General features: G+C 55.6%; 27 protein-coding genes and 1 riboswitch. All 27 genes read right to left on the minus strand.

Going from position 1 to position 23,463, the window contains the following annotated elements; all coding sequences use genetic code 11:
- Window positions 1–2 precede the first annotated feature (2 nt).
- Window positions 3–1,616 (minus strand): complex I subunit 4 family protein, encoded by a 1,614-nt coding sequence (locus tag FLT43_RS14850; RefSeq protein ID WP_087444361.1) that lies wholly within the window; start codon window positions 1,614–1,616, stop codon window positions 3–5.
- Complete coding sequence (gene nuoL, locus FLT43_RS14855; RefSeq protein WP_087444362.1) at window positions 1,617–3,512, minus strand: NADH-quinone oxidoreductase subunit L; 1,896 nt, start codon at window positions 3,510–3,512, stop codon at window positions 1,617–1,619. It lies immediately after the preceding gene.
- Between the two features lie 19 nt (window positions 3,513–3,531).
- Window positions 3,532–3,843: an NADH-quinone oxidoreductase subunit NuoK gene (nuoK, locus tag FLT43_RS14860; RefSeq protein ID WP_087444363.1), complete on the minus strand. Its 312-nt coding sequence runs from the start codon at window positions 3,841–3,843 to the stop codon at window positions 3,532–3,534.
- Window positions 3,844–4,365, minus strand: a complete 522-nt coding sequence (locus FLT43_RS14865) for an NADH-quinone oxidoreductase subunit J (protein ID WP_087444364.1) — start codon at window positions 4,363–4,365, stop codon at window positions 3,844–3,846.
- Window positions 4,358–4,810 carry an NADH-quinone oxidoreductase subunit NuoI gene (gene nuoI, locus FLT43_RS14870; RefSeq protein WP_087444365.1) on the minus strand — a complete coding sequence of 151 codons (453 nt, stop codon included), beginning with the start codon at window positions 4,808–4,810 and terminating at the stop codon, window positions 4,358–4,360. The genes FLT43_RS14865 and nuoI overlap by 8 nt, the downstream gene beginning before the upstream one ends.
- 17 nt (window positions 4,811–4,827) lie before the next feature.
- Window positions 4,828–5,838, minus strand: coding sequence for an NADH-quinone oxidoreductase subunit NuoH (nuoH, locus tag FLT43_RS14875; RefSeq protein ID WP_087444366.1), 1,011 nt, complete (start codon window positions 5,836–5,838; stop codon window positions 4,828–4,830).
- Window positions 5,838–6,938, minus strand: coding sequence for an NADH-quinone oxidoreductase subunit D (locus tag FLT43_RS14880; protein WP_087444367.1), 1,101 nt, complete (start codon window positions 6,936–6,938; stop codon window positions 5,838–5,840). The genes nuoH and FLT43_RS14880 overlap by 1 nt, the downstream gene beginning before the upstream one ends.
- Before the next feature lie 6 nt (window positions 6,939–6,944).
- Window positions 6,945–8,000: an NADH-quinone oxidoreductase subunit C gene (locus FLT43_RS30510; RefSeq protein ID WP_087444368.1), complete on the minus strand. Its 1,056-nt coding sequence runs from the start codon at window positions 7,998–8,000 to the stop codon at window positions 6,945–6,947.
- The gene (locus FLT43_RS14890; RefSeq protein WP_087444369.1) at window positions 7,997–8,515 is read right to left on the minus strand and encodes a NuoB/complex I 20 kDa subunit family protein; all 519 of its coding nucleotides are present in this window, start codon (window positions 8,513–8,515) and stop codon (window positions 7,997–7,999) included. Before FLT43_RS14890 ends, FLT43_RS30510 begins: the two co-directional genes overlap by 4 nt.
- On the minus strand, window positions 8,500–8,874 hold the full coding sequence (locus FLT43_RS14895; RefSeq protein WP_040734613.1) for an NADH-quinone oxidoreductase subunit A: 375 nt from the start codon (window positions 8,872–8,874) through the stop codon (window positions 8,500–8,502). The genes FLT43_RS14890 and FLT43_RS14895 overlap by 16 nt, the downstream gene beginning before the upstream one ends.
- Window positions 8,875–9,346: 472 nt before the next feature.
- Window positions 9,347–9,769, minus strand: coding sequence for a F0F1 ATP synthase subunit epsilon (locus FLT43_RS14900; protein WP_087444371.1), 423 nt, complete (start codon window positions 9,767–9,769; stop codon window positions 9,347–9,349).
- Between the two features lie 66 nt (window positions 9,770–9,835).
- On the minus strand, window positions 9,836–11,242 hold the full coding sequence (atpD, locus tag FLT43_RS14905) for a F0F1 ATP synthase subunit beta (RefSeq protein WP_087444372.1): 1,407 nt from the start codon (window positions 11,240–11,242) through the stop codon (window positions 9,836–9,838).
- Window positions 11,243–11,285: 43 nt separating this feature from the next.
- The gene (gene atpG / locus FLT43_RS14910; protein WP_087444373.1) at window positions 11,286–12,146 is read right to left on the minus strand and encodes an ATP synthase F1 subunit gamma; all 861 of its coding nucleotides are present in this window, start codon (window positions 12,144–12,146) and stop codon (window positions 11,286–11,288) included.
- Between the two features lie 102 nt (window positions 12,147–12,248).
- A complete protein-coding gene (atpA, locus tag FLT43_RS14915; RefSeq protein WP_087444374.1) occupies window positions 12,249–13,763 on the minus strand; it encodes a F0F1 ATP synthase subunit alpha in 1,515 nt (504 codons plus the stop codon).
- Between the two features lie 34 nt (window positions 13,764–13,797).
- A complete protein-coding gene (locus FLT43_RS14920) occupies window positions 13,798–14,340 on the minus strand; it encodes a F0F1 ATP synthase subunit delta (RefSeq protein WP_087444375.1) in 543 nt (180 codons plus the stop codon).
- Window positions 14,337–14,822, minus strand: a complete 486-nt coding sequence (gene atpF / locus FLT43_RS14925) for a F0F1 ATP synthase subunit B (protein ID WP_087444376.1) — start codon at window positions 14,820–14,822, stop codon at window positions 14,337–14,339. Before atpF ends, FLT43_RS14920 begins: the two co-directional genes overlap by 4 nt.
- A gap of 92 nt (window positions 14,823–14,914) precedes the next feature.
- Window positions 14,915–15,127: a F0F1 ATP synthase subunit C gene (gene atpE / locus FLT43_RS14930; protein ID WP_005544835.1), complete on the minus strand. Its 213-nt coding sequence runs from the start codon at window positions 15,125–15,127 to the stop codon at window positions 14,915–14,917.
- Between the two features lie 105 nt (window positions 15,128–15,232).
- Window positions 15,233–16,018, minus strand: coding sequence for a F0F1 ATP synthase subunit A (atpB, locus tag FLT43_RS14935; protein ID WP_087444377.1), 786 nt, complete (start codon window positions 16,016–16,018; stop codon window positions 15,233–15,235).
- Between the two features lie 30 nt (window positions 16,019–16,048).
- Entirely contained in the window at window positions 16,049–16,426 is a 378-nt protein-coding gene (locus FLT43_RS14940) for an ATP synthase subunit I (RefSeq protein ID WP_087444378.1), read from the minus strand.
- Window positions 16,419–16,652 carry an AtpZ/AtpI family protein gene (locus tag FLT43_RS14945; RefSeq protein ID WP_087444379.1) on the minus strand — a complete coding sequence of 78 codons (234 nt, stop codon included), beginning with the start codon at window positions 16,650–16,652 and terminating at the stop codon, window positions 16,419–16,421. The genes FLT43_RS14940 and FLT43_RS14945 overlap by 8 nt, the downstream gene beginning before the upstream one ends.
- A gap of 176 nt (window positions 16,653–16,828) precedes the next feature.
- Window positions 16,829–17,983, minus strand: coding sequence for a non-hydrolyzing UDP-N-acetylglucosamine 2-epimerase (gene wecB, locus FLT43_RS14950; RefSeq protein ID WP_087444380.1), 1,155 nt, complete (start codon window positions 17,981–17,983; stop codon window positions 16,829–16,831).
- Window positions 17,984–18,069: 86 nt separating this feature from the next.
- Window positions 18,070–18,699, minus strand: coding sequence for a uracil phosphoribosyltransferase (gene upp, locus FLT43_RS14955; RefSeq protein ID WP_087444381.1), 630 nt, complete (start codon window positions 18,697–18,699; stop codon window positions 18,070–18,072).
- 574 nt (window positions 18,700–19,273) lie between these two features.
- The gene (locus tag FLT43_RS14960) at window positions 19,274–20,524 is read right to left on the minus strand and encodes a serine hydroxymethyltransferase (protein ID WP_087444382.1); all 1,251 of its coding nucleotides are present in this window, start codon (window positions 20,522–20,524) and stop codon (window positions 19,274–19,276) included.
- Between the two features lie 72 nt (window positions 20,525–20,596).
- Complete coding sequence (locus FLT43_RS14965; RefSeq protein WP_087444383.1) at window positions 20,597–21,166, minus strand: TIGR01440 family protein; 570 nt, start codon at window positions 21,164–21,166, stop codon at window positions 20,597–20,599.
- A gap of 23 nt (window positions 21,167–21,189) precedes the next feature.
- On the minus strand, window positions 21,190–21,648 hold the full coding sequence (gene rpiB, locus FLT43_RS14970; protein ID WP_087444384.1) for a ribose 5-phosphate isomerase B: 459 nt from the start codon (window positions 21,646–21,648) through the stop codon (window positions 21,190–21,192).
- A gap of 241 nt (window positions 21,649–21,889) precedes the next feature.
- Window positions 21,890–21,973: riboswitch (ZMP/ZTP riboswitch) on the minus strand.
- Between the two features lie 44 nt (window positions 21,974–22,017).
- The gene (locus FLT43_RS14975; RefSeq protein WP_087444385.1) at window positions 22,018–22,611 is read right to left on the minus strand and encodes a low molecular weight protein arginine phosphatase; all 594 of its coding nucleotides are present in this window, start codon (window positions 22,609–22,611) and stop codon (window positions 22,018–22,020) included.
- A 206-nt stretch (window positions 22,612–22,817) separates the two neighbouring features.
- Window positions 22,818–23,381 carry a manganese efflux pump MntP gene (locus FLT43_RS14980; RefSeq protein WP_087444386.1) on the minus strand — a complete coding sequence of 188 codons (564 nt, stop codon included), beginning with the start codon at window positions 23,379–23,381 and terminating at the stop codon, window positions 22,818–22,820.
- Between the last annotated feature and the right edge of the window lie 82 nt (window positions 23,382–23,463).

The following is a 23,463-nucleotide window of genomic DNA, read 5'->3' on the forward strand; positions in this document are numbered from 1 at the left end:
GCCTACCCCCTCACCTTGAATAGTTCGATCATATGCGCAACACTGTTGTCTATCGGGGCGGTCACGAAGGACGGGAACAGACCGATAAGGACAATGCAGGCGGTCAGTACCATAATTGGGATTGCCTCCGCCAGCCGCGCATCCTTCAGCCCCTCGAAGCGCGTATCCATCGGTCCGTACGAGATGGCGAGCACCCCGCGGAGCACATAGACTGCGCTGAAGATGAGCCCGAGCGCCCCGAGTATCGCGGCCCATGATGCAGTGCCGTACAGCCCGAGCAAGGTCAGCAGCTCTGCGACAAAGCCGGACAGCCCCGGCAGGCCGAGCGATGCCAGACCGGCCAGGAGCAGAATCCCGCATAAGAACGGCATGCTCTTCGCCAGGCCGCCCAATTCCCCGATGCGCGTCGTGCCCGTTCGCTCGCTGAGACTGCCGACGAGCAGGAAGAACAGGGCTGAGATGAAGCCGTGCGACACCATCTGAACGACTGCGCCCTGGATGCCGAGCTCGTTCATGGCCGCGACGCCGAGCAGCACGAAGCCCATATGACTGATGCTGGAATAAGCCAGCAGCAGTCGCAGCTCCCGCTGCCGGAAAGCCAATACCGCGCCGTAGATCACATTGATTACCCCGAGCATGGCCAGCACGGTCGCCCAGGAAGCGGTCTCCTGCGGCAGCAGCGCCGCCCCGAATTGGACGAGCCCGTAAGCCCCCATTTTCAGCAAAATACCCGAGTGAAGCATGACGACCGGAGCCGGAGCTTCGGCATGCACCTGCAGCATCCACGTATGGAACGGGAAGAACGGCAGCTTGATGCCGAAGGCGATTAGCAGCAGCACGAACACTGTCGTCTTCATTCCCGAGGTCAGATAGAAGACGCTGTAGTCCGCCTGATTGACGTAAGCCGCCGCGCTTCCCAGATTGTCCATAATGACATTCAGATTGCTGCTGTAGATATAGTGACCGCCATCCGGGAAATCCGGATGGTTCGTGAAGCCCGCGGTTACCGTCAGAATGACGAAGGCCACGAGCAGCAGGGCCGATCCGAGCCCATTATAGATAAGGAAGCGGTTCGCCGCCTTCTCCCGGTGCATCAATCCCCATATGCCGATGAGGAAGAAGGTCGGCACCAGCGTCCATTCGAAGAACATGAAGAATAGGAGCAGATCCCGCGCCAGGAAGACGCCGATCATCCCGACCTCGAGCAGGAGGAAGAGGATGTAGTACGTTTTCCATCTTTTTGTGATGCCCAAGGAAGCGATGGCCGCCATCGAGGCCACAATCGTCGTCATGACGACAAGCGGCAGCGATAAGCCGTCAATCGCCAAATGATAATCGATGTTGAACGACCAGGATTGAATGCCGCTGGCGATCTCCAGATTCAGCGGAAGAGAAATCCAGGCGTATTGCTCGGTTAATGACGCTCCCTTATCGACCAGATCATAGATGCCGTACACCGTAAGCGCCAGAATGAGCGGCAGGAGGGTCGCCGCGATGCCGATGATTTGAATCGCGCGCTTGCGGCCCTTCGGCACGAACAGCAAAATCAGCACGCCCAACAGCGGAGAGAAGGTCAGCAGTGTCAACAAGGGCAGTGATGTAAGCCCGTTTACCATTTACCAGAACCTCCTTCCGAGCGCCAGGATGAACACGATGAGCGCAGCGAATCCGAACAGCGACATTAGCCCGTACGTCTGCAGCTGCCCGTTCTGCAGCCGGGTCGACGTCTTCCCGATGCCAACCGCAGCTCCCGAGACGAGCCGGACCATCCCGTCGACAATCCACTTGTCGAACGCCTGCAGTACGCGGCCGAGGCCGGCAAGCGAGCGAACGAAGATCAGCTGATACATCTCGTCGATATAATACTTATTGGCCACTAGCCGATAGAACGGATTGGACGCTTCCCGCGAACCGCCACGGCGGCTTCCGCGCGGCCCGTACCATATATAGCCCAATCCGATGCCGAGCACGCCCGCCAGCACCGATATAATCATCGCGGCTGCATGGACGGAGGAGCCCGGTTCATCCCCGTCCAGCCACATGCCCAGTGCGCCGCTGAATGGAGTATGAACGAACCCGGCGACCGCAGCCAGTACGGCCAGCACGATGAGCGGGAATATCATGGAAGCCGAAGATTCCCGGACATTCTCCGCAGCTGAACCGGCGGCAGGCGAACCGGTGAAGACTAGGAAGAACAATCTCGCCATATAGAAGGCGGTGATGAATACGGTGACCGCTCCAACGATGAAGAGCAGCATATTTTGTTCCCAGGCAGCCGCCAGTATGGCGTCCTTGGACCAGAAGCCGGACAGCGGCGGAATACCGGACAACGCCAGGGCGCCGATGGCGAAGGTCCAGGCCGTCACCTTCATCCGGTTCCCCAATCCGCCCATGCGGAATATATCCTGTGTATGTATGGCGTGAATGACACTGCCTGCCCCAAGGAACAGCAGCGCCTTGAAGAAGGCATGGGTGAACAGATGGAATATTCCGGCCGTAATCGCGCCGAGTCCGAGCGCCATCATCATATAGCCAAGCTGACTGACCGTGGAATAGGCCAAGATTCGCTTCATATCCCGCTGCGCCGCGGCAATCGATGCCGCGAAAATCGCGGTGAAGCCGCCTACGCCCGCGACGATCATCATCGCCGTCGGCGAGACCGAGAAAATATCAAAGGTCCGGGCGACCAAATAGACGCCGGCCGCAACCATCGTCGCCGCGTGGATCAGCGCGGAGATGGGCGTCGGTCCCTCCATCGCATCCGGCAGCCACGTATGCAGCGGGAACTGGCCGGATTTGCCGGCAGCTCCCAGGAAGATCAGCGCTGCGATCCAGGTGCCTAAGCCGGTGGAAATGCCGTACTGCGCCATGGAATCGGCATTGGCGAATACGTTGCTAATCATCGTAAAATCAAGCGCATGGTTCGGCATATGCCAGAACAGGATAAGAATCGCGACCAACAGCCCGACATCGCCGATGCGGGTGACGATGAAGGCTTTTTTGGCGGCGGCGCGCGCCGCCGGCCGCTCATACCAGAAGCCGATCAGCAGGAAGGAACAGACCCCGACCAGCTCCCAGAATATATAGAGCTGAATGAGATTCGGCGACAGGACAAGTCCCAGCATGGCGCTCGTAAATAGAGCAATGTATGCATAGAACACCGTCTGCCGCTCGTCGCCCTCCATATAGGCTTTGGAATACACATTGACCAGCGTGCTTACCAGCGTAACAATCACGAGCATCAGCGCATTCAGGTTCGTGATGTCAAATCCGAACTCGAGACGGATGTCGCCGATGCGGAACCATTCGAAGCTGCGGGTGTAGTCGTCAGGCGCACCTGTCATCCGCTCCCACAGGATGAGGACGGAGAGTACGCATGCGGCGAACGAGCTGAAGACGCCGAGCATGACGGCAACACCTTTCATCTGGCGGCCGAATGCCGTCAGCATGAGGAACGCGAGCAGCGGAATGACCGGGATCATCCATGCATATTGCGACAAGACGGATTCCATTGTCGTATCCTCCTTACGGTTATCTCTTCAATTCGTTATATTCGTCCACGTTGGCCGTGCCGCGGTTCCGATACAACGCGATTAGTATGGCGACGCCGACCGCCGCTTCCGCCGCCGCGATCGCGATCGTGAAGAGCGAGAAGATCTGGCCCTTCAGATTCGGCACGACCCCGTACTTGGAAAAGGCAATCAAATTCAAATTGGCCGCATTCAGCATCAGCTCGATGGACAGAAGCACGATGACGGCATTGCGCTTCGTCAGCACCCCGTAGAGTCCGATGCAGAACAGAATGGCTGCCAGCGTAAGGTAGGAAGCCAGCATACTACCCATTTAATCCGCCTCCTTCTTCGCGAGCACGATGGCCCCGATGAATGCGACGGTCAGCAGCACCGACAGCAGCTCGAACGGGATAACATGCTCCGTAAATATCTGCTTCCCGAGCTGGAGCGTGTTGTCCTGGGCCAGCCCCGCCGGCTCAGGCGCGGGGAAATCGGTGCCGCGTATCGTAAAGAACAGGACCCCGAACAAGGCCAGACAGCCAAGCGCGGCCAACGTCTCCCTTAACGGGCGCGATACCTCTTCATCCTGCCGATCATGACGGGTCATCATGATGCCGAAGATCATCAGAATCGAGATGGCTCCCGTGTAGACCAGCACCTGGACGAAGGCGACGAACTCGGCTTCCAGCATAACGAAGATGCCCGCGAGCCCGAGAAAGGCGAAGGCCAGCGATACGACCATATGAACAACCTTCGTAAAATTAAGCATCAATACCGATCCGGAAATGATACATATGGCAAGTACGAAGAAGGCTGCCGTTTCTCCCGTCCACTCGATGGAGAAGTTAAACATTTTTTCTGGCGCCCCCTTTTGGCATGGCTGAATTGTTCTCCTGCCGTATATTCTGGTTGTTCTCGTTCAACCATTCCATGTTTTTGAACAGATCGTCGCGGCTGTACGCCGCCAGCTCGAAATTGTTCGTCATGACAATCGCTTCCGTCGGACATACCTCGGTGCACAAATCGCATAAAATGCAAATTTCAAAATTGAGGTCAAACGTATCGATAACCTTGCCCTTCTTCTCTGGATCCGGATTCGGCTTCCCGGTAAGCGTGATGCAATCCGTCGGGCAAATGCGCGCGCACATGTTGCAGACGATGCACTTGTCCGGATCGAAATATTGAATGCCGCGGAACCGGTCAGGCAATTCCAGAGGCTTATCGGGATACGGATAGGTGACTTTTTTGGAAGTCAGCGCCTTCATCGTGACGCCCAGCCCTTTGAATAATCCTTTCACGTATTTCCCCCCCTAGCCTATTTGCTGAATAATTCGATATATAGCGCCGTCACGAAGACATTCAGAAGCGCCAGCGGCAGCAGCACCTTCCATCCGAAGCTCATCAGCTGATCCACGCGAATGCGCGGCATCGTCGCCCGCAGCCAGAAGATGAAGAAGACGCAGAACGAAAATTTGAGCACGAACCATAAAATCCCCGGAATAAAGTCAAGGAACGGAAATGGCGGATGCCAGCCGCCGAGGAACAGCACCGTCGTCAGCGCGGAGAGCGCGAACACGTACACATATTCCGCCAGCATGAAAAAGGCAAACCGGAAGCCGCTATACTCCACATGATAGCCGGCGACCAGCTCCGACTCCGCCTCCGGCAAATCGAAGGGAGTCCGGTTCAGCTCGGATATCCCCGCAATGAGGAAGACGACGAAGCCGATAATCTGCGGGAACAGATTCCATTCCCAGAAATAATTGCCCTGCCCTTCTACAATGGTACGCAAACTGAGCGATCCATTCAATAGAATAATGCCAACGACGGAAATGACAAGCGGAATCTCGTAGCTGATCATCTGCGCTGCAGAGCGCATTCCGCCCAAAAGTGAATATTTATTGTTGGAGGCCCAGCCGCCGATAATGATGCCGATAGTCGTAATGCTGGAGAGAGCGGCGTAGTAGAGCAAGCCCACATTCAAATCGGCAAAGCCGAGCCGTTCACTGTACGGGATCGTCGCCAGGACGGCGAACGCGGGCACATAGGCGATGACGGGCGCGAGAATGAACAAGGCCCGATCGGCTTTGCGCGGAATGGTGTCTTCTTTAATAAGCAGCTTGAATATATCCGCGACCGTCTGCAGCAGCCCGAGTGGACCGACCCGGGACGGGCCGTGGCGGTACTGCATCCAGCCGATCACTTTCCGTTCGAAATAGATCGCATACGTGACGAAGCCCAGAACGGCAAGCAGCATGACAATGGCCCAGCCCAGGAAGATGAAGGCATTCGTCCAGGTGAGCGATTGTTGGATTAGGTCTTGCACTAGCAATCCACCTCCCCGACGACGATATCAACTCCGCCCAATATCGTAATAAGGTTCGTCATCGTCTCTCCGACGAGCAGCTTCGGCAGGATTTGCAGGTTGACGAAGGATGGACGCCGGAACTTCAAGCGATAAGGCTCCTGCTTGCCCCGGGATACGATATAGCAGCCGATCTCGCCGCGCGGCGACTCAATCCGCGCATAGATCTCCCCTTCCGGCGGGCGGATGACGCGCGGCACCTTGCCCATCGTCTCGCCTTCACTCGGGAATTGTTCCACCGCCTGCTCCAGAATGCGCAGGCTCTGGCGAATCTCCTCCAGCCGGAGGACGTACCGCGTGTAGCAATCGCCGCCCGTCCCCACCGGGACATCGAATTCAAACCGATCGTACAGGCTGTATGGCTCATCCTTCCGCAGATCCCACTTCACGCCGGTGCAGCGAAGATTCGCTCCGCTCAGCCCATAGGCGATAGCGGTCTCCGCATCATAGGTTCCGATACCTCTGATCCGGGCCAAAAAGATCTCATTCCCGCTTACCAGCTTGTCGTATTCCTTCAATCGCTTGCGCATGTAAGGAATGAAGTCGCGCACCTTGTCAATCCAGCCCGGCGGAGCGTCCCACTTGACGCCGCCGACCCGCATGTAGTTGTAGGTCAGCCGCGCGCCGCACAGCTCGTTGAACAGATCGATGATGATTTCGCGATCGCGGAACGCATACAGGAACGGGCTCATCGCCCCGATATCCAGCAGGTAGGTGCCCCACCAGACGAGATGGCTGGCCACGCGCTGCAGCTCCATTACGATCAGCCGGAGAAAGTCGGCGCGTTCCGGTATTTCCAACTGCATCATTTTCTCGACGGCATGGACAAGCACATAGTTATTCGTCATCGCGGACACGTAGTCCATTCTATCAGTATAAGGGATAATTTGCGTGTAGTTGAGGTTCTCGGCCAGCTTCTCCGTCCCCCGGTGCAGGTAGCCCATCACAGGGGTCGCTTCCTTAATCACTTCACCGTCAAGCTTCACGACAATGCGAAAAACGCCATGCGTGCTCGGATGCTGAGGACCGACGTTCAAGAGCAGTTCTTCTGTGCGAATCAAGGGTGATTACACCTCCGAATCCAACGGCTCGTAGTCTTTGCGCAGCGGGTGGCCGACCCAATCGTCCGGCATCATGATGCGGCGTAAATCAGGATGTCCGGTAAAATCGATGCCCAGCAGGTCATACACTTCCCGTTCACACCAATTCGCGGTAGGCCAGATCGGCGTTACTGAAGCAATGGACGGCTGCTCGCGATCGGTCTTGACATGAACGGCCGCCTCGGCCTTCGTAGATAAATTGATGAAATAGTACACAACCTCGAGATGTGTCTCACGGTCTACGCCAGCCAGATTCCGTAAGTAACTGCAGGACCACTCCGGATGATGCCGAAGCAGGCTTGCACAAGCCAGCCAATGCTCATTCTTCACGGTAATCGTCGGCAAATGCCCGTTCTCTTCATTGATGACAGCCTCCTCCACCGCATCCTCGGCCACCTCCGCCTTCAGCAGGGCGACCAGCCCATCAAGTACGGGCTGCTTCGGAGAAGGCTCCTTCGGCTTCGGCGGCTCCTCGGTCGCCTTCGCCCGCGGCGCGCGTGCCGGCCGCTCAGGCTTGTCGCCGGCTGCGGCAGCCGCTGCCCGGGCAGGCCGTTCGCCCGCAGCTCCTGCGGCGTCCGCGCCTCCTTCGGCCGCGGCCTTCGCCTTCGCGGCGCGCCGCTCCTCCGCCCCCTTCAGGCGGGCGGCCTTCTCCTCCTCGCTAAGCGGCGCGCGCTTCGCCTTGTCCGCCGGCGCTGGCGGTTCAGCATCCTCCGGCTTCGGCGCAACTGCTTCCGCTAGTTCCGCTTCCTTCCCTTCCTGTGCGGCAGAAGGATCCTCGACTTTACCGCTGGCGGCAGCAATCTCATTCTCGTTGTGCCCGGCTTCTCTCACCTGTACATCTGTCTCGGCTTGATCGGTTTCCTTCACCCGTACGTCTTTTTTAGCTTGATCGGGTTCCTCAACCTTCACAGCCTTGCCGGTCTGATCTTCTTTCACGGCCTTGCCGGGCCTTGCAACCTTCTCTTCCTTCTCAGCTTCTATCGGCGGCTGAACCGCCTCCTGATCCTTCTTCTCCTCGCTCACGCATCCGTCACCCGCTTTCCCGTCTTCGCTTCGTAGCGGATTTTCGCTTGCAGCTTGTTAATGCCGTAAATCAATGCCGCCGGATTCGGCGGGCAACCCGGTATGTAAATATCGACCGGAACAATCTGATCTACGCCTTTGATGACCGCATACGATTTGACATAAGGCCCGCCGGCCGTCGCGCAGGAGCCCATGGCGATGACCCATTTCGGCTCAGGCATCTGATCGTACAGCCGCTTCAACAGCGGACCCATCTTCTTCGTTACCGTTCCGGACACGATCATGACATCCGACTGGCGGGGAGAGGTCCGGAAGATGACGCCGAAGCGGTCCAGATCATAGTGCGAAGCACCGGTGCCCATCATCTCGATCGCGCAGCAGGCAAGACCGAACGTCAAAGGCCATAGCGAGTTGCTGCGCGCCCACCCCTTCAATTGCTCCAACGTCCCGAAAAAAACGTTGCGCTCCAGCTCCTGCCGTTCTTCCAACGTGATTGATTCTAAAGAGAGTCCCATCGAAACACCTTCTTTTTCCAGGCGTAAATTAGACCAACCAACAGCAATCCGACAAAAATCAGCATCTCAACCAGCGCGAACAGACCAAGCTGCTTGTACGCAACCGCCCACGGGTACAAGAAAACGGTTTCCACATCGAAAATGACAAACATAAGCGCAAACAAATAGTACCGAATGTTAAATCGAACTTGTCCCACACCAACCGGATCGTTACCGCTTTCATACGTTGTTTGTTTCATGTCTGTCGGCTTCTTCGGCCTGAGCAGCCGGCCTGCTGTCAGAGCGGCCACCGGCAGAAAAATCCCGAGTCCGATAAAAATGGCCACGATGACGTAATTGTTGATGTACTCCAAAGACATCCCCTCCGTCGCAGCTATCGTATTACAGACAACCCTGTATTGAATTGTTCTAAACCCGCCACAATTATAACAAAACCTACCAATCCCGTCTATGCAATTCCTGGCATAATCTGTATTCCTTTTCGTAGAGCGGCAATTGGACATATTGATATATTTTATTCATCGTAACGGGCCAATAGAAGCATTTCAAAGAAGCTGTCGTGACAATATAGACATATTCGTTCGAATATAAATCCAGAGAGGTAAACCCTATTAATACTATCGGATTAGAAAGAATGATGTAAAAGAATGATGTGAGATTCATCGTTGAGGTAACGTTGTTGCGGAATGCTTGCATCGAATGTCCGCACCCAACGGAAGCCGGGGCGGCTGCGTTCCACTAACCTGGGGTCAATTCCGGCGGCAAGGCGACGCGCAAGCCCTCCGGATACAAATCAAGCCGAGACGCGAACAGCGCCTCGGCTTGAGTCTATTATCGTGACACGTTCCGTTGGGACACTTGGATCCGTGTTACGGCACGTTGGAGTGACAATTCCGCACGGCGGAAATCGACGTGATCCTGTTTGCTCCGTTGAGCCATTGCCAGGCGTTGTTCCGCACGCGCCTTTGCTGCCTTCGCGCGCTCGATGTCGATCTCTTCCGGCAGCTCCGCGCTTTCCGCAAGGACAACGACCTTGTCTCTGCGTACTTCCACGAATCCGCCATGAACAGCAAGCCATAGATCCTTGCTGCCTGTCTTAATCTTCATCGGCCCGACCTGCAGCGGCGTTACCATCGGGATATGTCCTGCCAAAATGCCGAGTTCACCTTCCACGCCCTTGACGGTAATCATGTTCACTTGATCCTCGAACACTTTATGCTCGGGTGTGACGATTTCCAATAAAAAGGTGCTCACTGCGGTTCCTCCTTCCGTTCCATCCGGAACTATCCGTTCCGGACAGCCCGTTTCACGTCAAGCCGCTTACAGCGTCTTTGCCTTCTCCACCGCTTCTTCGATGGTGCCCACGAACAGGAATGCCGCTTCCGGAAGGTCGTCGTGCTTGCCGTCGAGAATTTCCTTGAAGCTGCGAACCGTTTCCTTGACCGGCACGTATTTCCCGGAAATGTTCGTGAACTGCTCGGCAACGTGGAACGGCTGGGACAGGAAGCGTTGAATCTTCCGCGCCCGGGCAACCGTCAGCTTGTCATCCTCCGACAGCTCATCCATACCGAGAATGGCGATAATATCTTGCAGTTCTTTGTAGCGTTGAAGAAGCTTCTTCACGTCTTGCGCCACATCATAGTGCTCCTTGCCGACGATATCCGGCGACAGAGCGCGGGATGAAGAAGACAGCGGATCGACCGCCGGGAAAATACCCATTTCGGAAATTTTCCGGTCCAGGTTCGTCGTCGCGTCCAAGTGAGCGAACGTCGTCGCCGGCGCCGGGTCCGTATAGTCATCCGCAGGAACGTAGATTGCCTGAATGGATGTAACGGAACCTTTTTTGGTCGACGTGATCCGTTCCTGCAATTGTCCCATCTCGGTTGCCAGCGTCGGCTGGTAACCTACCGCGGAAGGCATGCGGCCCAACAGGGCGGATACTTCGGAGCCCGCTTGCGTGAATCGGAAAATGTTATCGATGAAGAGCAGCACGTCGCGGCCTTCTTCGTCACGGAAATATTCCGCCATCGTCAGACCGGTCAAAGCAACGCGCAGACGCGCTCCAGGCGGTTCGTTCATCTGACCGAACACCATCGCGGTCTTGTTGATAACGCCGGAGTCTCTCATCTCATGATAGAGGTCGTTCCCTTCACGAGTACGCTCGCCTACGCCGGCGAAGACGGAAATCCCGCCGTGCTCCTGCGCGATGTTGTTGATAAGCTCCTGTATTGTAACGGTTTTACCTACGCCCGCACCGCCGAAGAGGCCGATCTTACCGCCTTTGACGTACGGAGCAAGCAAGTCGATGACCTTAATCCCGGTCTCCAGAATCTCCGCTTGCGTCGTCAGCTCATCGAAGCTAGGAGCCGGCTTATGAATCGGGCTGGACAGCTCGCGGCTGACGTCCCCCGCATTGTCAATCGTATTGCCCAGCACGTTGAAGACACGGCCCAATGTCACCGCGCCTACCGGTACTGTAATCGGATGTCCCAAATCGGTTGCTTCCATGCCGCGCACCAGACCATCTGTCGAAGACATCGCGACGCAGCGCACTACGTCATCGCCCAGATGGACGGATGCTTCCAATGTCAAGTCGATGTCAGGCGCGCCAGGAGTCGTCGATTTTCGTTCAATCTTGATCGCGTTCAAAATCTCCGGAAGTTGACCGCGTTCGAACTCAATGTCGACAACCGGACCGGTTACGCTAATCACGCGTCCTTTGTTCATCTCGTTCCCTCCTACTGAAAAACTTGCGCTATCCCGTTATCCGCTAAGCTTGAGCGTTCGCTCCAGCTACGATTTCAGAAATTTCCTGCGTGATCGCCGCTTGGCGCGCACGGTTATAAGACAATGTCAGCGAGTTGATCATCTTCGTCGCATTCTTCGTCGCGCTGCCCATAGCGGTCATCTGCGCGCCGAATTCGCTTGCCTTCGCATCCAGCAGCGCGCTGTAGATGAGCGTCTCTGCATATTTCGGAAGCAGATCATGCAGCACCACCTCCGGCGAAGGTTCATACTCATAACTGGTGGCTTCTCCGCTCAATGCGTCATCATCCAATGGAAGAAGACGCTTCTCGACCGGCACCTGCGTGATCGCGTTGACGAATTCGTTATAGAACAGGTTGAGCTCGTCGTACTGCTCTTCTTCGAAATATTTCACAGCTTTATAAGCTATCGTTTTAATATTCGCGAAGGTTGGGGAATCCGGCAGCTCCGTCACGACCTCCACCATCGGCATTTCCCGTCTGCGGAAGTAATCGCGGCCTTTGCGCCCGATGACGAACAATGCATATTCATCTGGCGAACGGTGACGCTCGTTAATGACCTGCATCACTTTGCGGAGCACGTTGGCATTATAGCCGCCCTTCAATCCGCCGTCGGAAGTAATGACGAGATATCCCGTCTTCTTCACCGGACGCTTCGCGAGCATCGGATGCTGAATGCCTTGCGTGCCTGCGGCGATGCTGGAGACGACTTCCTTGAGCTTATCCGCATAAGGACGAGCCGCTTCCGCCTTCTCCTGCGCGCGGCGAAGCTTCGCTGCCGCAACCATCTCCATTGCCTTCGTTATCTGCCGTGTACTCTGTACACTCTTGATCTGACGTCGTATTTCGAGAATCCCTTTAGCCATTTACCTTCACCTGCCTTTCACACTTTGCGGAGGCAAAGCGGAATTCATCCCTGTGCAGGCCGGGCCGCCATTGGCTTCCCGGCTTGCCTGTTTACTCTATAATCAGCCCGACACGGCGAAGCTCTTCTTGAACTTGGCGATCGCTTGCACCAGTGCCTCTTCATTTTCTTTGCTCAAATCTTTCGTATCCCGGATCGATTGATAGATTTCATCGTTGTTCGATTGCAGGTACATATGAAGCTCCTGCTCGAAGCGAAGAACATCCTTAACCGGAATATCGTCGACATGGCCTCTCGTCGCCGTATAGATGCTGACGACCTGCTTCTCGACCGGAAGCGGCTCGTTGACACCCTGCTTCAGGATTTCCATCAGACGGGCGCCGCGCTCCAGGCGGGCGAGGGTCGATTTGTCCAGATCGGAACCGAACTGGGAGAATGCCTGCAACTCGCGGTATTGGGCCAGATCCAGCTTCAGTGTGCCGGCGACCTTCTTCATCGCCTTGATCTGAGCCGATCCCCCTACGCGGGATACGGAAATACCGACGTTAACCGCCGGACGCTGGCCGGCAAAGAACAGATCGGACTCAAGGAAGATCTGTCCGTCCGTAATCGAGATGACGTTCGTCGGAATGTACGCCGATACGTCATTCGCTTGCGTCTCGATGAACGGCAATGCCGTCAAGGAGCCGCCCCCATTCTCATCGCTCAGCTTCGCTGCACGCTCCAGCAAGCGGGAATGGAGATAAAAGACGTCGCCCGGATATGCCTCGCGGCCCGGAGGACGGCGAAGGAGCAAGGAGAGCTCGCGGTATGCCGCCGCTTGCTTGGTCAGGTCGTCGTATACGACCAGTACGTGCTCGCCTTTGTACATGAAATACTCGCCCATCGCGCAGCCTGCGTACGGTGCCAAGAAGAGAAGCGGCGCCGGTTCGGATGCCGCTGCCGTAACGACAATCGTATATTCCAATGCGCCGTGGCGGCGCAGGGTTTCCACGACTTGAGCTACGGTCGATTGCTTTTGGCCGATAGCGACGTAAATACATTTTACGCCGTTGCCTTTTTGGTTAATAATTGTATCGATAGCGATGGTCGTCTTACCGGTCTGACGGTCGCCGATGATCAGCTCCCGCTGTCCGCGGCCGATTGGCACCATCGAGTCAATCGCTTTAATCCCGGTTTGCATTGGCTCATGAACCGATTTACGGTCAATGACGCCTGGCGCGTTCGATTCCACCGGACGGAATTCGGTCGTCGCGATTTCTCCCTTGCCGTCAACCGGCTGTCCGAGCGAATTCACGACGCGGCCGAGCAGCGCTTCGCCTACCGGCACTTCCATAATGCGTCCCGTACGCTTGACTTGATCCCCTTCGCGAATATCGGTATAAGGACCAAGAATAACGATACCAACGTTGCCTGCCTCCAGGTTGAGAGCCATGCCTACGACGCCGTTGGAGAACTCCAGAAGCTCCCCGGACATGCAATTCTCCAAACCGTGAACGCGGGCGATTCCGTCACCGACATTGATAACCGTGCCGACTTCGGCCACTTCGATCTCAGCCTTGTAGTTCTCAATTTGACTTTTAATCAGTGTGCTGATTTCTTCAGGTCTGATGCTCAATTCGCTTCACCCCATTCTTCCGTGCTTATATCGTTTAACGTACTTGTGTTTTCAACGTTTTTTGAATACGTTCCAGTTGGCCGGACAAGCTTCCGTCATACAAGACGTCGCCGATGCGCACCTTCATGCCGCCGATGATCGAAGCATCGACCACATTGTGAACGCGGATCGTCTTGTTGAGCATCTGTCCGAACTGGGCGGCAACCTCTTGCTTCCCGGCCTCGTCCAGCGGAAAGGCAGTAGTCACGTAGGCATCAGTCACGCCGGTCGCTTCGCCGACGATGCGGACGAAGTGAGTCTCCAGCTCGGGAAGGATGCGGATGCGCCCCCGTTCCGTCAGGAGCAGCAGCGTATTCAGGACAATCTCGGATACTTCGCCTTCGAACGCCTGCCGAAGAATGGCCTGCTTCACGCTGACATCAATATTTGGCGCGGAGAACAGGACGTACAGTTCCGAAGTCGAGTTCATGACTTCAACGACAGCCTTCAACTGCTGTTCGGTCTCGGCAACGGCTTTGCGCTCAGATGCCAGATCGAACAACGCTTTGGCATAACGTTTCGCTATATCTTTGCTCATTGTTTGCCCCCTACCTCTTTCAGGTACTGGCCAACCAATTGATCTTGATCCTTTTCATCCACCTGCTTCTGCAGAAGCTTCGAGGCGATGGCGACAGACATGCCGCTGACTTCATTGCGCAGGGCAGCCACAGCCTTGTTCTTCTCGCTCTCGATATCGCGGGCTGCTTCTTCCTTCAAGCGTGCTGTCTCGGACTTCGCTTGACCGATGATATCGTCGGCCTGTCTAACGCTGGTCTGCTTCGCCTGCTCGATAATGTCATAAGCTTCTTTGCGGGCAGAATCAAGAGCCTGCTTCTGCTCTTCGATGTAAGTCTGAGCTTGCGTCCGGCTGTTGGCAGCTTCGTCGAGCTGCTGCTTGACCAGCTCGCGGCGTTTCTCCATGACGCTGAACAAAGGCCCGAATGCATACTTTTGAAGCAAGAAATATAGGATGAGGAAAGCGGCAATCGCCCATACGAAATTTTCCCACACGAATTTCACTACAGTCACTCCTTTCCGTTAACATGACGCGCAAGTACAAAACGAAGGCGCGGATGGCATCGGCCTTCCCCGCCAGACCGTTTCACTATTCATTAAGAGAACATTGCCAGGAATGCGATAACTGTAGCTGCAAGTGGAATAACCTCGACGATACCGACACCGATAAACATGGTCGTTTGCAACATGTTGCGGGCTTCCGGTTGGCGGGCAATCGACTCCACCGTACGGCTTACGATCATACCGTTACCAAGACCTGCGCCCAATGCGCCCAAACCTACTGCAATTGCTGCTGCTAACATACCCATTTCCATTTGAAAAGTCCTCCTCAAATTCATGTATTTGTGAATTGCTTGTGTGTATATGTCTCACCCGAAGTAGCTCATCAAAAATGATGGATTCGGCAGAGTTTGTTAATGTTCTTCATGTATGGATGCTTGCCCGATGTACACCATCGTTAGCATCGTGAAGATAAAGGCTTGCAACGCGCCGATAAAGATACTGAAGCCTTGCCACGCCGCGAGGAACGGAAGACCGAAGATGCCCGCTCCGATAAGCGTCGATATCAGAATCTCCCCCGCGAAGATGTTCGCGTAAAGACGGATGCCAAGCGCGATCGGCTTCGCCAGATTCTCCACAATGTTCAATGGAAGGAAAATCGGGAACGGCTCGAGATAATGCTTCAAGTAATGCTTGCGATTTTTCTTCAGGCCCAGGAAATTCACAATGACGAAAACCATGAACGCCAGACCGAAGGTTACGGAAACATCCGCTGTAGGCGACTTATACCATAGCAGGTGGACGTGCTCCGGTTTGCCTTTGGCAGCGAGGTCATTGAAGACCTCTTGGCTCGTCGTAATGATCTCCTTGCCGAAGATCGTTACCGGATGGTCCGCCTCCGTGATGACCGCGAACGGCAATCCCAGCAGGTTGGATACGAAAATAAACAAGATAAGCGTCATCCCCAAGGAGATGTATGCCTTCCCTTTCTTGAAATCCATTGCGCTGCCGATAATCCCCTGTACGAATTCGACAACCCATTCCATGAAGTTCTGCATTTTGGAAGGGTTCTCGACCGACAGATTACGGACGGCCAATCGAGCAATGATGAATACGACGACTACACTGATGAGAAGCGTGAGTATGATGGATAAATCCAACTGTAGCCCGCCAACCTCAATAATCGGTGATGAGTGCATAAATGTGTTCACCCCTTTCCAATAAGCTGCTTATTCACCTTTTCTCCATTCCATAATGACGCTGACGATAATGGTCACGACTTGCATGAATATCAGTCCAACTATAGTCGATACGAGCGAGACCTGTTCGAACTTCATGCCGATCATCACGGCCAAGAGAACGATACACATTCTCGTAACGAGCCCAAGACTGAATCTTTGCCTTGTATGACTGGCGGCAAGTTCGGCCAATTGTCTCACCTTCATCGACAAATAGCGCGCATTAATGAGACCGACGACGGTTCCTAGCGTCAAGCCGGCTGCATAAGGGCGGTGCTCCGGTGAAAAAGCCCATACGAGAAGGAACATCGACATCAGGATGAAGGCCACCCTGGTCACGGCATGGACAATCGAAGTCATATCATTCATCTTGTTCCCCCATGAACTTCCTTACAAAATAAATAATGTTCATGATGCCGAGACACATCCCGGCGATCATGCCGACGGCCATCCACAGCTTGGGCCCGTCCAACATTTGCGCCAGCCATTTCCCCGCAAAGTATCCGATGACGATGTACACGGCGAGCGTGACACCGGCCCCGCCGATGCTGAGAGCGATGAACCAAGCGCTGTCATTGCGTTTCGAAGTCTTCATAGGCTAATAATTCCCATTCATTTTACTGAACAATACGAGATTTTGTCAATTCGTTAAAACCTTGTATTTATAAGGATGAAAACGTTGTATTTTGTCTCTCGATGTCGTAAAAATCCGCGTAAACCGTACAGTATCACTGTATGCTGGTACGTTAGGGTATAGAAGATGCTCCGAATTCAAATTGTGAACTTTGTGTGAAAAAACTCCGGACGCTCCGCTTGCCGCCCGAAACTGTGAAGAATCGCACTGACAATACGCCGGGATGCTTTCCCGTCCCCGTATGGATTCGCCGCTTGGCTCATCCGGGAATATAGCTCCTGATCGGTCAACAATTGTTTGGTTCGGCTATACACCTTCTCTTCGTCCGTGCCGACAAGCTCCAGCGTGCCCGCTTCAATGCCTTCCGGGCGCTCGGTTGTGCCCCGAAGCACAAGTACGGGTACGCCAAAGGACGGCGCCTCTTCTTGCATGCCGCCGGAATCCGTAAGGATAAGATGCGTGTGCGGATAGATGTTGTGAAAATCAGCGACATCGAGCGGCTCGATAAGCTTGATCCGCGGGTGATTGCCCAGCATCTCATGTGCCGGAACACGAACAGCCGGGCTTGGATGCACCGGATAGACAATCGCGATATCCTCGAATTCGTCGGCGATGCGCCGCACGGCACGGAAAATATTGCGATGCGGCTCCCCTTGCGATTCCCGGCGGTGAGCCGTCATCAGCACGAGGCGCTTGCCCTGTGCCCATTCCAGCACCTCATGGGTGTAATCGGAACGTACTGTATATTGAAACACATCTGTTATTGTGTTGCCTGTGACATATATCGATGATTCTTTCTTGTTCTCCTGCTTCAGGTTGTTCGCGGACCATTCTGTCGGAGCAAAATGCAAGTCCGCCAACACCCCGGTCAACTGCCGGTTCATCTCTTCCGGATAAGGCGACAGCTTGTTCCATGTGCGCAATCCCGCCTCGACGTGACCGACTGGAATCTGCTGCATGAATGCGGCATAGCTGGCCAAGAAGGTCGTCAGCGTATCGCCGTGCACAAGCACGATGTCCGGCTTCGCCTCCTTCAGCACCGGCTCCAGCCCTTGCAGCACCCTGATCGTAATATCGTTCAGCGACTGCTGGGCCTGCATAATGTCCAAATCGTAATCCGGCCGAATGTTGAATACGTCCAGCACTTGATCAAGCATTTGACGGTGCTGGGCCGTCACGCAGACGATCGATTCGATCTGGTCCGGATGCTTTTGCAATTCCAGAATGAGAGGCGCCATCTTGATCGCCTCCGGGCGGACACCGAACACCGTCATCACTTTCAGTTTCGACATTTCGCTCTCCTCCGCTATTTCCATATTATCGGCATGCTATTACCCTATTATCGGCATGTTATGCCACATTCTTTTAGCGATATGCCTTATTTCGTACCGAAAAGCCGGTCGCCCGCATCGCCCAATCCCGGCACAATGTAGCCGTGGTCGTCCAGACGCTCGTCCAGCGCGGCCAAATAAATATCGACGTCAGGATGCGCATCCTGAACCGCCTTGACCCCTTCCGGCGCCGCAATGAGGCACATCAGCTTAATCTGGGTGCATTCGCGATTCTTCAGCGCATCAATGGCAGCAATCGCCGATCCGCCGGTCGCCAGCATCGGATCGATGACGATAAGCGCCCGCTCATGCACATCGGTCGGCAGCTTCGTGTAGTATTCAACAGGCTTCAACGTCTCTGGATCGCGGAATAGACCGACATGTCCGATTTTGGCCCCCGGAATCAGCTTCACTACCCCTTCCACCATGCCCAGGCCGGCCCGCAGAATCGGAATCAAGCCAAGCATGCGGCCGGAAATGACCTTGCATTCCGTCTCCGCCACCGGCGTCTCCACAGTGGATGTCTGCAGTGGAAGTTCGCGCGTAATCTCATACGCCATTAGTGTCGCGACCTCGTCGACCAACTCGCGGAAATCTTTCGTGTTCGTGCGCTTGTCACGAATCAGTGTCAATTTGTGTTGAATCAAAGGATGATCGCAAATGATCAATTTGCCCATATAACATGTCCCTCCGCTTTTTACTCATGTTGCTTGCTAGAAAATGTCCAGCGATTCTTATTCATCGTCAAACAGGCCTATTATAACATTCCCGCCTTGTATCTGCACGTTTTCCAGATCACTTTATGACTCCCATTTGTCGCCTGACCGATCGTAACACATCGGCTCTATCCCTATTAGTGACATCCCAACCTCTGGTTATACCTGGATCAAAAATAAAGTTTGTGTCCTTTTTACATTTTCTCCGTCCAATCTCGTCTCTTTGTTATCCTTTGTGCCGCTCTCCCCTTGAGTCAGATTTATCTCCTTTGCCGCTCTTTACACTACTCTCCCATCTCGTCAGATGTATCGTCCCTGCCGTCCTTTACGCTGCTCTCCCATCTAATCAGGTTTGAAAAGGACAAGGGTTGGGAGGGAGCATACGAACCATACGAAGGCCAACTCGGTAAAGACGTCATTTATGAGCTGTGGGGATAGCGGCTATAAGGCTGACAACCGCATTTCCCCCCATAAAAAAATAGGCCCTCCCCAAAGCTGCCGCTTCGGGGAAAGCCGTACTACGTATCTATGCCGATTAATATTTGAGCGTCTGATACAGCGGGTATTGCGCCGTCAGCTCCTGCACCATCCGGCGCGCTGTCGCCAGCGTTGCTTCGTCGGCCGGGTTTTTCAGCGTCATGGCAATCACCTTGCCGATCGTGCGCATCGCCTCGACATCCATGCCGCGCGAAGTCGCAGCCGGCGTGCCGATGCGGATGCCGCTTGTGATGAACGGACTCGTCGGATCGAACGGAATCGCGTTTTTATTCACGGTAATGCCGACCGAGTCCAGCACCTTCTCCGCATCCTTGCCGGTAATGTTAACGTTGCGCGTGTCAATCAGCATCAGATGATTGTCGGTGCCGCCGGATACGATGTTCAGCCCTTCTTCGACCAGAGTCGCCGCCAGCACTTTCGCGTTCTCGATGACCTGTGCCGCATATTGCTTGAAGGAAGGCTGCAGCGCTTCGCCCAGCGCGACTGCCTTGGAAGCAATCACATGCATGAGCGGACCGCCCTGCGTGCCCGGGAAGACGGCTTTGTCGATCGCCTGCGCCCAGGCCGAACGGCATAGAATCATTCCGCCGCGCGGACCGCGAAGCGTCTTGTGCGTCGTCGTCGTCACGAAGTGCGCATGCGGAACCGGGCTTGGATGCAGACCCGCGGCCACCAGTCCGGCGATATGCGCCATATCGACCATGAACAATGCCCCTACGTCATTGGCGATGGAGCCGAGCGCTTCGAAATCGATGATACGAGGGTAGGCGCTGGCGCCGGCAACGATCATTTTCGGACGATGCTTGAACGCGGCTTTGCGTACCTTGTCATAATCGATGAGGAACGTGTCCTCCTCTACGCCATAAGCCACGAAGTTATACAATAAGCCTGAAGCATTGACCGGGCTGCCGTGGGTCAAGTGGCCGCCATGCGCCAGATTCATGCCAAGGACCGTGTCTCCCGGCTTCAATGCTGCCAGATAGACTGCCATGTTCGCTTGCGCGCCGGAATGCGGCTGCACATTCGCGTGCTCGGCCCCGAACAGCTCCTTCGCGCGGTTGCGCGCAATGTCCTCCACGATGTCGACATGCTCGCAGCCGCCATAGTAGCGCTTGCCTGGATAGCCTTCCGCATATTTATTCGTCAGGACGGTCCCCATCGCTTCCATGACCGCTTCGCTTACGATATTTTCCGAAGCGATAAGCTCGATATTGTTCCGCTGACGCTGCAGCTCCAAATCCATCGCTTTCAGCACTTCCGGATCCGATTGTCGTAAATGTTCTACCATTAGCCAAGCCCTCCCATTTCATCGTTCATCATAATTAAAAATCAACCTTGCGAAAACAGGCCGCGAACCGCGTCAGTCGCATGAAGCTCCGCTATCGTCCAGCCAACGGTAGACCGCCCGCTCGCCGCCAATCAGCTTCGGCCGCGTCGACGCCATCGTCACCCTGGCCCTGCCGATGGCGCGGAGCTCCGTTCGCAGCGGAACGGCCACGCGGCGCAAATGCATGCCGATCAGCGTCTCGCCGATGTCGATGCCTGCATGCGCCTCGATGGATTCGGCCAGACATGCGTCCGGCAGCATGCGGTACGCCTGTGCCGCCATTGAACCGCCCGCATGCGGGACAGGCACCGCGGCGGCCTCCTCCAGCCGGAATTGCTCCAGCGTGCGGCGCTCTACGACCAGCGCGCGGTTCAGGTGCTCGCAGCATTGAAAAGCGAGCTGCAGGCCGAACTCGGTCCGCAGCACATTCAGCCCGTCGAACAGCATTCGGGCCACGTCAAGCGTGCCGGCCGTGCCGATCCGCGCGCCGGCCACTTCGCTTGTGCTGCAGCCGATGACGACCAATTGGCCCGGAGCAAGCTTCGCTGCAGCTGCCAGTTCCCGGGCAGCCTGCTCGGCCTGCCGCTCATAAGAAGAATTCATGTCGCTTCCTCCTCGCTGATGCGCTACGGCGCCGGGTTGTACTTGCGCTCGGCTTCCACCACCTTGCGGATGCGGCCTGCATGGCGCTCCCCTTGACTGAATTCCGTGCCGAGCCAGACGCGAACGATCTCTTCCGCCAGACCAGGGCCGATAACCCGTTCCCCCATGGCGAGCACGTTCGAATCATTATGCTCCCGCGTCGCCTTCGCGGAGAACAGATCATGTACAAGCGCGCAGCGCACGCCAGGCACCTTGTTCGCGGCGATGGACATGCCAATCCCGGTTCCGCAGATGAGAATTCCTCGATCAGCTTCGCCCGCAGCCACCTTCTCGGCGACAGGCACGGCATAATCCGGATAATCGACTGAATCGGTGCAATGGCAGCCAAGATCCTCCGTCTCATGCCCCAGTTCGCGAATGACCGCGATAATACCATCCTTCAGCTTCACACCTGCGTGATCCGCTCCAATTGCAATTTTCATGTACGTTCCCTCCATCCCATCATTCCCTCGGGGAGGCCCAGGGCCCTCCAGGAAACAATATGCTGTCTGTCCATTATAACCAATTTTCGAACGGTTGGCCCGCATCTTCGACATCATTTTGCCGAAAGCTCGATTCTCTCCTGCTGGCATCGGAACAAGGGGGTGCATCCCTCCCGTATCTGCTTTGAACCACCTCTCGAAAAAGAAAAAAAGAGCATAGCATGGCCTTAACCATGCATTGCTCTTTCGCCCAGGCGACCGGCCGTATATCACTCGATGCTCCACCGTGGTTCTCCCACTTCCGTCGCCAGTTACACCGAGTGCCATTCATCTATTTCCGATAATAAGGGATGCGCCGCAGAAATGCAATCACTTTGTGTCAGGCGGGGCCAGCTTGTCCATCACGACGAGAAGCGCCTCCCGAATCTGCATCGCGGTCATCCGATATTCCTCCAGCGAACCGCCGAACGGGTCCGCGACATCCGGATTCGGGCAGAGCCGCTCCAGTTCGGCCAGCTTCGCCCGTTCCTCCGGCGTCGGTTCCTGTCCCAGCGCCTGCCTCAGCTGCAGCTCGGCGGCCAGTTCCTGCAGCCGATTGCGTTCCCCGGATCCACCTTCTCCCGGCTCCGCGTATTCCCTCAGTGTATATGTCTTGTCGGCCGCAGCGGGGAATCGCTGCAGCACATGGCGCTTATGGCCGACGGTCAGCGTCAAGATGAGATCAGCCCAAGCCACCTCGGCTTCCTTCAGCGCCGTCGAAGCGAACGTCTCGTACCCCTCGACATGGTGCTCCTTCAGCACGGCGGCGGCATGATTCGACATCGGCGTCCCATCCCATGCCGATACGCCCGCCGACTTGACCTCCAGCTCCAGCCCCCGTTCGGCGGCTAACTGGCGGAGCATCGCTTCCGCCATCGGACTGCGGCAGGTGTTGCCTGTACATACGAATAATATCCGGTTCATCGGCCGTCACTCCTTTGGATGGTATGTGATTCTATTTTCGGCAAGGCAGCACGGCTGCGAGCGTCCCGGCTCCCTGCTTATCGATAACTCCGTCCACTGCATCAACGGCGGATGTTGTCACGTTCGTCGTCATGACCACTCCCCCAAGGAGAGGGTCCTATCATCCATATCGTACCCGAATGTCTCTTCGATTCACAGTTCAACCGCTACGGCAGCAAAAAGAGAATGCCGAAGGTGAGCAAAATCACTCCTCCGACCGCTTCCCCGTACTCGCCGATAGTGGCTCCGACCCGCTGGCCGAGCACCAATCCAATCACAGACATCGCTCCCCCGGCCAGACCGAACGCAACGATGGTCACCATGAGATTCGTATGGAACATGCCTAGCGACACGCCGACGGAGAACGAATCGACGCTTACGCTCAAAGCGAACAGCAGCGTTCCCCAGATCGACATCTCATAGAAAGTGCCTGGGGAGCCGCTCCGAAAAGAACTTAAGATCATATGTCCGCCCAGCATAATGAGCAGCCCGCCGGCGGCCATCACCGCCACATGTCCAAGAATGGAGCTGACATAATGGCCCGTCAAGACGCCAAGCAGCGGCATCGCGACATGGAACAGCGCGATAATTCCGCTGATGCGGAGCATCTCCATCGAGCGCACCCCTCTCATGCCGAGGCCTAGACAAAGTGAAAAGGCGTCAAAACCGAGTGCCACGGCCATGACGATTATTGTGATCCACTGACCTGCCGGTACTGCCGTCTCCCACATCGCGTTCTCCCCTTGTCCATCGTCTGAGATCAGCGTATGCGGACAAGGAGGCAATGATGACAAGTCCTTGAAGGCGGGAGAC

It is taken from the genome of Paenibacillus thiaminolyticus (assembly GCF_007066085.1).
GTDB classification, from domain to species: Bacteria; Bacillota; Bacilli; order Paenibacillales; family Paenibacillaceae; genus Paenibacillus_B; species Paenibacillus_B thiaminolyticus.

Coding starts and splice junctions, on each gene's coding strand:
- FLT43_RS14940 (WP_087444378.1), bottom strand. CDS start 16,426: ATGAATGATATGACTTCGATTGTCCATGCCGTGACCAGGGTGGCCTTC.
- atpE (WP_005544835.1), bottom strand. CDS start 15,127: ATGGGTATGTTAGCAGCAGCAATTGCAGTAGGTTTGGGCGCATTGGGC.
- rpiB (WP_087444384.1), bottom strand. CDS start 21,648: ATGAAAATTGCAATTGGAGCGGATCACGCAGGTGTGAAGCTGAAGGAT.
- wecB (WP_087444380.1), bottom strand. CDS start 17,983: ATGTCGAAACTGAAAGTGATGACGGTGTTCGGTGTCCGCCCGGAGGCG.
- atpD (WP_087444372.1), bottom strand. CDS start 11,242: ATGAACAAAGGACGCGTGATTAGCGTAACCGGTCCGGTTGTCGACATT.
- FLT43_RS14975 (WP_087444385.1), bottom strand. CDS start 22,611: ATGAACCGGATATTATTCGTATGTACAGGCAACACCTGCCGCAGTCCG.
- atpG (WP_087444373.1), bottom strand. CDS start 12,146: ATGGCTAAAGGGATTCTCGAAATACGACGTCAGATCAAGAGTGTACAG.
- nuoL (WP_087444362.1), bottom strand. CDS start 3,512: ATGGAATCCGTCTTGTCGCAATATGCATGGATGATCCCGGTCATTCCG.
- FLT43_RS14920 (WP_087444375.1), bottom strand. CDS start 14,340: ATGAGCAAAGATATAGCGAAACGTTATGCCAAAGCGTTGTTCGATCTG.
- FLT43_RS14960 (WP_087444382.1), bottom strand. CDS start 20,524: ATGGTAGAACATTTACGACAATCGGATCCGGAAGTGCTGAAAGCGATG.
- FLT43_RS14850 (WP_087444361.1), bottom strand. CDS start 1,616: ATGGTAAACGGGCTTACATCACTGCCCTTGTTGACACTGCTGACCTTC.
- nuoK (WP_087444363.1), bottom strand. CDS start 3,843: ATGGGTAGTATGCTGGCTTCCTACCTTACGCTGGCAGCCATTCTGTTC.
- FLT43_RS14965 (WP_087444383.1), bottom strand. CDS start 21,166: ATGAATTCTTCTTATGAGCGGCAGGCCGAGCAGGCTGCCCGGGAACTG.
- atpB (WP_087444377.1), bottom strand. CDS start 16,018: ATGCACTCATCACCGATTATTGAGGTTGGCGGGCTACAGTTGGATTTA.
- FLT43_RS14895 (WP_040734613.1), bottom strand. CDS start 8,874: ATGTCTTTGGAGTACATCAACAATTACGTCATCGTGGCCATTTTTATC.
- FLT43_RS14865 (WP_087444364.1), bottom strand. CDS start 4,365: ATGTTTAACTTCTCCATCGAGTGGACGGGAGAAACGGCAGCCTTCTTC.
- FLT43_RS14945 (WP_087444379.1), bottom strand. CDS start 16,652: ATGAAGACTTCGAAACGCAATGACAGCGCTTGGTTCATCGCTCTCAGC.
- FLT43_RS14980 (WP_087444386.1), bottom strand. CDS start 23,381: ATGTGGGAGACGGCAGTACCGGCAGGTCAGTGGATCACAATAATCGTC.
- FLT43_RS14890 (WP_087444369.1), bottom strand. CDS start 8,515: ATGGGACTCTCTTTAGAATCAATCACGTTGGAAGAACGGCAGGAGCTG.
- upp (WP_087444381.1), bottom strand. CDS start 18,699: ATGGGCAAATTGATCATTTGCGATCATCCTTTGATTCAACACAAATTG.